Genomic DNA, 7718 nt, shown 5'->3' with positions numbered 1-7718 from the left:
CGGCAGCCGGGAGGGACCCGGCCGGCCACGCCATTCTCCCGGTGACGTCGTCGTGGGTCCACGCCGCGCCCCCGACTGGCCCCGCCTCCCCCCGGGGTGATGGACTGCCCAGCATGAGCGCCCAGCCCCGCATCGACGACCACGCCTTCCTGTCCCACCAGCTCAGCGGGGCACTGGTGTCCCGGGAGGGGGCGATCACGTGGCTGTGCCTGCCCCGCTTCGACTCGGCCTCGGTGTTCACCTCTCTCCTCGGCACGCGGGAGCACGGCGAGTGGAGCCTGGGGATCGAGGACGGCGAGGTCGCGGAGCGCGCCTACCTGCCGGGCACCCTCGTGCTGCGCACCCTCTGGCGTTCGCCGTCCGGGGAGGCCGAGGTGCTGGACTTCATGCCGCTCATGGACGCGGACGGCGTGGGGGACACCCTGGGGAACGACGGCGGCCCCGACGGGACCGGGGCGTCCGAGGCGGCGCCGCGGGCCGACGTCATGCGGCTGGTCCGCTGCATCGCGGGACGCGTGCGCGTGAGGCAGTCCGTGTTCGCCCGCCTCGACTACGGCGAGGTCGAGCCGTGGGTCTCGCGTCAGGAGGACGCAGACGGGGAGTCGTTCCTGGCCGTCGTCGCCGGCGGGGACGCGCTCGCGGTGCACGGGCCGGACCTGGAGCCGGTGGACGGGCATCACGAGGGCACGACGGAGCTGGTCGCCGGGGAGTCCGCCCAGTGGTGCCTGACCTGGTACCCGGCGTGGGGCATGGCCCCCTCCGCGCCCCGCGCCGGGGACGTGCTGGAGGCCACCGTGCGCAGCTGGCGCGGCTGGCTGGAGGAGTCGACCCGGGAGGCCCCGCAGGCGGACGACCCGCTCGCCGATCGGGTCCAGCGATCCCTCCTCGTGCTCAAGGGGCTCACGCACCGGGCCACGGGCGGCATCGCGGCGGCCCCGACCATGAGCCTGCCGGAGGACATCGGCGGGGTCCGGAACTGGGACTACCGCTATGTGTGGCTGCGGGACACCGCGCTCGCCCTGGAGGCCCTGCTCGCGCACGGGCACGTGGAGGGGGCGACGGCCTGGCGCGACTGGCTGCTGCGCGCCATCGCGGGGGAGCCCCACGAGGTGCAGGTCATGTACACGCTCTCGGGGGAGCGGCACATGCCCGAGCGCGAGCTCGAGCACCTCCCCGGCCACGCGGACTCCCGGCCCGTGGTCGTGGGCAACGGCGCCGCGGACCAGTGGCAGGCGGACGTCATCGGCACCGTGATGATGGCGCTGTGCGCCCTCCGGGACGCCGGCGTCCCGGAGGACGAGTGGTCCTGGCCGCTGCAGAAGCGGCTCGTGGAGCGCGTCGTCGCGCATCGGGAGGACCCGGACCACGGGCTGTGGGAGATGCGCGGGGAGCCTGCCTTCTTCACGCACGGCCGCGTCAAGATGTGGGCCGCACTGGACCGTGCGCTGCACGCCGTGGCCACCCACGGCGTGCCCGCCACGGAGGCGGAGACCGCGGCATGGGAGCGCCACCGGGACGAGCTGCGGGAGGAGATCCTCACCCGCGGCGTGCACGCGGACGGCCACTTCACCCAGACCTACGGCTCGGACGCGGTGGACGCCTCCCTCCTCCAGATCCCCCACACCGGGTTCCTGCCCCCGGACGACCCGCGCATGCTCGCCACCGTACGGCGGATCGAGGAGGAGCTCGTCACGGACACCGGCCTGGTGCTGCGCTACCGCCCGGACGGCTCCGACGGGTTGCCCGGTGAGGAGGCGCCGTTCCTCGCGTGCGCCTTCTGGCCCGTGGAGCAGTACGCGCGCACCGGCCGCCTGGACGACGCCGACGCCCTCATGGAGCGGCTCGACGCGTGCGCGAACGACCTCGACCTCATGGCCGAGGAGTACGACGACGGCCAGGACCGCATGGCGGGCAACTTCCCCCAGGCATTCAGCCACCTGGCGCTCCTGCGCGCTGCCGACGCGCTGGCCCAGGTCCGCGCGGCCGGCGGGGCCGGGGAGGCCGGAGACTGACCGGTTCTGGACGGACGTCCCACCCCCGTCACACCACGCGGCGGGTCGCCCCCAGCGCCGTCAGCAGGAACGCGTACTCCCACGCGGTGTCCTCCCAGCCCTGGTACCGGCCGGACGCGCCGCCGTGGCCGCCGTCCATCTCGGTGCGCAGCAGGATCGGGGCGCCGCCCTCGGCCAGGGGCGTGGCCTGGTCGCTCGTCACCGTCCGCCGCAGCTGGGCCACCCACTTGGCCGGCTCCACGTAGTGCACGCGGGTGTCGTTCAGGCTCGTCACGGCCGCGATCGCCGGGTAGTCCACCGCCCGCACGTTCTCGTACGGGGTGTAGGCGCGCATGGCCTCATATACGGTCGCGTCCTCGATCGGGTTGCCCCACTCCTCCCACTCGAGCGCGGACAGCGGCAGCTCCGGGTCGAGGATCGTGGTGAGCGCATCCACGAACGGCACCACCGCCAGGCACGCCCGGTACAGCTCCGGCGCGAGGTTCAGCACCGCGCCCATGAGCAGGCCGCCGGCCGAGCCGCCCATGCAGGCCACACGCGCCGGGTCCGCCCAGCCGAGGTCCACGAGGTGCCGGGTGGCGTCCACGAAGTCCGTGAAGGAGTGCCGCTTGGCCAGCTTCTTGCCGTCCTCGTACCAGCGCCGGCCCAGTTCGCCGCCGCCGCGCACGTGCGCGACCGCGAACACCACGCCCCGGTCCAGCAGGGACAGCCGGGCCACGCCCAGCACGGGGTCCATGGACATCTCGTAGGAGCCGTAGCCGTACACCACGCACGGGGCCGTCCCGTCCGCGGCCACGTCGCGGCGCCGGATCACGGTGACGGGGATCCGCACGTCCTCCCCGGTCACCGACGACGGCTCGGACGCCGGCGCCCACACGCGCTCGGCCACGTAGTCGGCCGGGTCGTAGCCGGGCACCTCCGTCTCGCGGCGCAGGTGCACCTCGCCGGTCGCCGCCGAGACGTCCAGCACGCGCGCGGGCGTGATCCAGGACGTGTAGGCCAGCCGCAGGAACGGGGACTCGGCCGCCGTCGCGGACAGGTGGCACGCGTAGAGCTCCTCGTCGAACGCGGGCTCGCGCCAGTGCGCGGCCTGCCCGGCCAGCACGGCGTCCAGCTCGGCGACGACGACGCGCGGGGTGGTCTCCCGGCGCACGGCCAGGGCGGCGTGGGTCAGGGTGACCATGACGCCGTCGACCTTCACGTCCTCGCGGTGCGGCACGACGGTGCGCCAGGCGCCGCGGTCGGCGACGTCGGTCTCGGCGACCACCGAGAGCATCCCGTTGGGCGCGGAGACGGGGGCGCCGTCGTCGTCCAGGGCGCGGTCGTGGACCACGAGCAGCCGACGGACGCCGTCGGCGTCGGTGACGGGCTCGACGTCGGCGAGCATCCGCCACGCGCGGGGGATCAGCACGCGCGGGGCGGGCAGGGGCGTGGCAGGGTCCTCCGGCAGGTCGACCACGAGGGTCTCGGAGACCTCCGAGTTGCCGACGCCGATCAGCAGCTGGGTGCGGTCGGCGACGCCCTCGAAGCCGGTCCACATGCCCGGGTCGGCCTCCTCGTGCAGGAGCACGTCCTCGGCCGGGTCGGTGCCGAGCACGTGGGCCTTGACCTGGTACGGCCGCCACGAGTCGTCCCACACGGTGTAGAACACGCGGGTGCCCGATCGGTCGAAGCGGACGCCGTGGGCCACGTTCTCGACCGCGTCCGGCAGGTCCTCGCCCGTGGCGATCTCGCGCACGCGCAGGGTGAAGCGCTCGTCGCCGGTGTGGTCCACGGCGTAGGCCACCCGGGTGGCGTCCGGGCTGATGTGCAGGCCGCCGAGCGCGAAGAACGGGTGCCCCTCGGCCTCGGCGTTGCCGTCCAGGATCACCTGCTCGCCCGGCAGGGCGGCGTCCGGGGTGATGACGGGCGGGGTCCAGTCGGCCTCGAGGTCGCCGGTGTCGCGTGCGGGCACGCGGCAGTGGATCGGGTACTCGGCGCCCTCGCGGGTGCGCACGAAGTACCACCACCCGTCCCGGCGGGCGGGCACGGAGCGGTCCGTCTCCACCGTGCGGGCCTTGATCTCGCCGACGATCGCCTCGCGCAGCGGCGCCTGGTCCGCGGTCACGGCCTCGGTGTACGCGTTCTCGGCGGCCAGGTGCTCGAGCACGCGGGGCTCCGCCTTGCCGCGCAGCCACTCGAAGTCGTCCTGGAACGTGTGGCCGTGGTGGCGGCGGGTCACGGGCTCGGCGGGCGCCACCGGCGGGGCGGCGGCGATTGAGGCGACGGCACGAACTTGGGGGAGCGCAGGCATGGCCTCATCACACCACATCCGTATGGAAGTGCCAGGCATCCATACCTCGTAACTGCCCGACCCGCGTACCATCGACCCCATGACCGATGTTGACGACCGAGCGCTCCCCGCTCAGTGCCCACCGCCAGGCAACTGGAAGGCATGCGGTACTTGGTTTCGCTTTTCTGCCCCGGGCCATGGCGTGGGTGATGAAACCGACAGGCGGAGTTGGGTATTGCCCTACCTGACTCATGCGCACAAGAATGCAGTCCACGGATGTGATCATTTCGCGTTTTCTATATACGAAACCGCAGACCAGTTGAGAAATATCCAAAAGATCGCAGGGTGGGCTCGGAAAAAGACGATATGCAAGTTCGAGATTCCACCGGGTTGCGGTGAACTGATTAATGACTTGGAGCGCCCTGAATCAGGTCACCATAATTGGTGGCCAAGTCCGCTAGATTATTTTCCTAAGGCTGTGGTGATTTAAGTGGGCGAGTCTCGAGCTAGCCGTGTCAATAACGTTATTGAATTCGATGAGCCCTTTGGAAAAGTGGCCATACGTTATTGTTACGTCGAGTATGACGGGCCTAAGGTGTTCTTGGGAACCACGAGAGACGGCACCCTGTTATTTTTCATAGCAGCGGATGAGACCGAATTGGCAGAGGTCGTATTCATCTGTGTCTCTGTCACAGAAGATGATGTGGCCTTATGTGAGTCAGGGCATATGTATATCCGCTCGCTCTTCCAGAACTCCCCAATAACCTGGATTGTCACAGAATCGAGCGGGACTCCAGGTCGTGTTGACGCAGTGCCAAGTGCTGAAGTCCAGGATGAGTGGCTACCCCAGAAGGAGGTCTCCCTCTCGTCGTTTATAACCGAAGGTAAGGGATTCACCTCTCGCAACGATAACTTTCACCTGCCAGCGGGTATGAGCGAAGCGATGGCAGGCAGTGATAATCCGGGCATTGCGTCGTTGCCGCCATACAGCGATTGCGTGCTTAAGGATATGGCGAGATCTGCGGGGCGGAGCTTCGTGGCGCTGGAGATGAGTTCTGAAAGGCCGTCGCTGCGGAGTTTTGCACGCATAGTCAACGAGTCCAATAGCTACATAGAGGCGATTTCGCTTGATTACATGCATAGAGAGCGGCATTCGTCCAACTCTCTAAAGCATGTTGAGCTCGACATAAGTGGAGCAATGGCAGCATCATTCGTATTGGTGGCCCGGATATCCGACGACAGCACCCTGTTGGACAGCCTCGCTGGCACCTATGCTCTGCGCGGCTTGACTTACACGCTCATGAAGGCCCGGAACCCAGGAGCGTTCATTGACCACCTGAGAGAGCGGTCGCGACAAACTCGTAGGAGGGCCCGGGCGCTACTTGAAGCCGTGGCGGACAGTGAATCCACTTTCAGGGCGGCAACAACCGATGGCAATGACCTTTATTGGGGCACGCTCACTCCATGGCAGGCGCGCGAGGCGTTGCAGGCGGTCGAAAATACTCCCGATGAAACTGAAGAGTTGGTATTTGAATCAGCCGCGCTTACCGCCTTAAATCTCAGTCGAAACACGTTTGAGGTCGAGACAGCGCCAAACGGTGGGCAACGCATCGCGGGGACGATCGAGCCCGGCAAGCGCGCCGAAATGAACGGCCTGAGCGTAAGCTTGACCGCGTTCAAGTACAAGGTGACGATTCGCCGGGCGTATGCATTTGCGCCGGATGGAAATACGCGCGGTCAGACTAACACGCTGGTGGCCATTGATGCACGATAAGACCCAGGGCTGAAGTGCCACTCGTGGCTATCGTATGGCGTGACAATTTCACGAACACGGGTGGAAGTCTGGGCCAGCTGAGTATCTGACCTGCATGGCACATTCGGCACCGGTCCGGATGTGGTCTTCCCGGGGTTACCCGCGCCCGGCCCCGCACGACGACGACGGCGGCGCACCGGTCCGGTGCGCCGCCGTCGGGGGTGGCGGGTCAGTTCAGGCCGAGGGCCGCCCGGACCACGCCGAGCCCGAAGTACGCGACGAACGCAAGCGCCACGAACCACAGCAGCGGGTGCACCTCGCGGCCGCGGCCCTGCCCCGTGCGGATCACCGCGTAGGCCACCACGCCGGCGCCGATGCCGTTGACGATCGAGTAGGTGAACGGCATGAGGATGAACGTGAGGAACGCGGGGAAGGCCGCGCCCGGGTCGGACCAGTCGATCTGCACCACGTGCTGGCACATCATGAACCCGACCACCACGAGCGCGGGGGCCACGGCCTCGAACGGCACGAGGTGGATGAGCGGGGAGAGGAACACGGCCGCGAGGAAGAACAGGCCGGTGAACACGGAGGCCAGGCCGGTCCGGGCGCCCTCGCCGATGCCGGTGCCGGACTCCACGAAGATCTGGTGCGCCGAGCCGGAGGCGCCGCCGCCCACGGCGACCGCGAGCGCGTCCGCGGCGAGCACCCGGTTCAGGTCGGGGATGGAGCCGTCCGGGTTCACGGTGCCGGCCTCGCGGGCCAGGCCCACGGAGACGCCCATCGCGTCGAAGAACACGGAGAGCAGGATCGCGAACACGAGCAGGGAGGCCATCAGCCCGCCCACGGAGGTGAAGGCGCCGAACAGGTCCACGCTGCCGAGCAGGTGCAGGTCCGGGGCGGTCCACTCGGGCAGGGAGGGGGCGATCAGGGACCAGCCGGTGGGCACGGCGTTCCCGTCGGCGTCCACGGAGGGGCCGATGTGGAACACGGCCTCCAGCACGTTGGCGAGGATCGTCGCCACGACGATGCCGATCAGGATCGCGCCGCGCACCTTGCGGATCACGAGGACCGCGGTCAGCAGCAGCCCGACGACGAAGACCAGCACGGGCCAGCCCTCGAGCTCGCCGCCCGTGCCCAGGCCCACCGGGACCGTGGTGTCGGCGGCGTCCGGCAGCCGCCGCACGAACCCGGCGTTGACGAGGCCGATCAGCGCGATGAACAGGCCGATGCCCACCACGATGCCGGACTTCAGCGCCTCCGGGACCGCGTCGAACACGGCACGGCGGAAGCCGGTCACCACGAGCAGCAGCATCACGAGACCGGCGAGGGTGACGAGGCCCATCAGCTGGGGCCAGGTGAGCCCCGGCGTCGTGGCGATGGTGATGGAGACGAACGCGGAGACGCCCAGGCCCGCGGCCACCGCGAACGGGTGCCGCGCCCACACGCCCATGACGATGGTCATGACGCCCGCCACGAGCGCGGTGACGGCGGCCACGGCGGGGATGCCCAGGGTGTTCCCGGCCGAGTCGGGCCCGGACAGGATCAGCGGGTTCAGCACCACGATGTAGCTCATCGCCAGGAACGTGGCGAGGCCGCCGCGGAACTCCTGGCCCACCGACGAGCCGCGCTCGGTGATGCGGAAGTACCGCTGGTTCAGGGTCCGCTTGGTGACCTCGGTGCG

At 69.3% G+C, this 7718-nt stretch carries 4 protein-coding genes; 2 read left to right on the top strand and 2 right to left on the bottom strand.

Features of this window, described 5'->3' with window-relative positions; all coding sequences use genetic code 11:
- The first annotated feature begins 113 nt into the window (after positions 1–113).
- The gene (locus QL983_RS09285) at positions 114–2012 is read left to right on the top strand and encodes a glycoside hydrolase family 15 protein (RefSeq protein ID WP_290152542.1); all 1899 of its coding nucleotides are present in this window, start codon (positions 114–116) and stop codon (positions 2010–2012) included.
- Between the two features lie 28 nt (positions 2013–2040).
- Here QL983_RS09285 and QL983_RS09280 read toward each other — a convergent pair whose 3' ends face one another.
- A complete protein-coding gene (locus QL983_RS09280; protein WP_290152539.1) occupies positions 2041–4305 on the bottom strand; it encodes a S9 family peptidase in 2265 nt (754 codons plus the stop codon).
- A 574-nt stretch (positions 4306–4879) separates the two neighbouring features.
- Here QL983_RS09280 and QL983_RS09275 point away from each other — a divergent pair.
- Positions 4880–6058: a hypothetical protein gene (locus QL983_RS09275; protein WP_290152538.1), complete on the top strand. Its 1179-nt coding sequence runs from the start codon at positions 4880–4882 to the stop codon at positions 6056–6058.
- 208 nt (positions 6059–6266) lie between these two features.
- Here the strand turns inward: QL983_RS09275 and QL983_RS09270 are convergent, their stop codons facing one another.
- Positions 6267–7694 carry an NCS2 family permease gene (locus QL983_RS09270; protein WP_290152544.1) on the bottom strand — a complete coding sequence of 476 codons (1428 nt, stop codon included), beginning with the start codon at positions 7692–7694 and terminating at the stop codon, positions 6267–6269.
- Positions 7695–7718: the final 24 nt, after the last annotated feature.

Source organism: Micrococcus sp. APC 4021 (assembly GCF_030407635.1).
Classification (GTDB): Bacteria; Actinomycetota; Actinomycetes; order Actinomycetales; family Micrococcaceae; genus Micrococcus; species Micrococcus luteus.
This window is presented reverse-complemented; position numbering and strand designations above follow the sequence as displayed.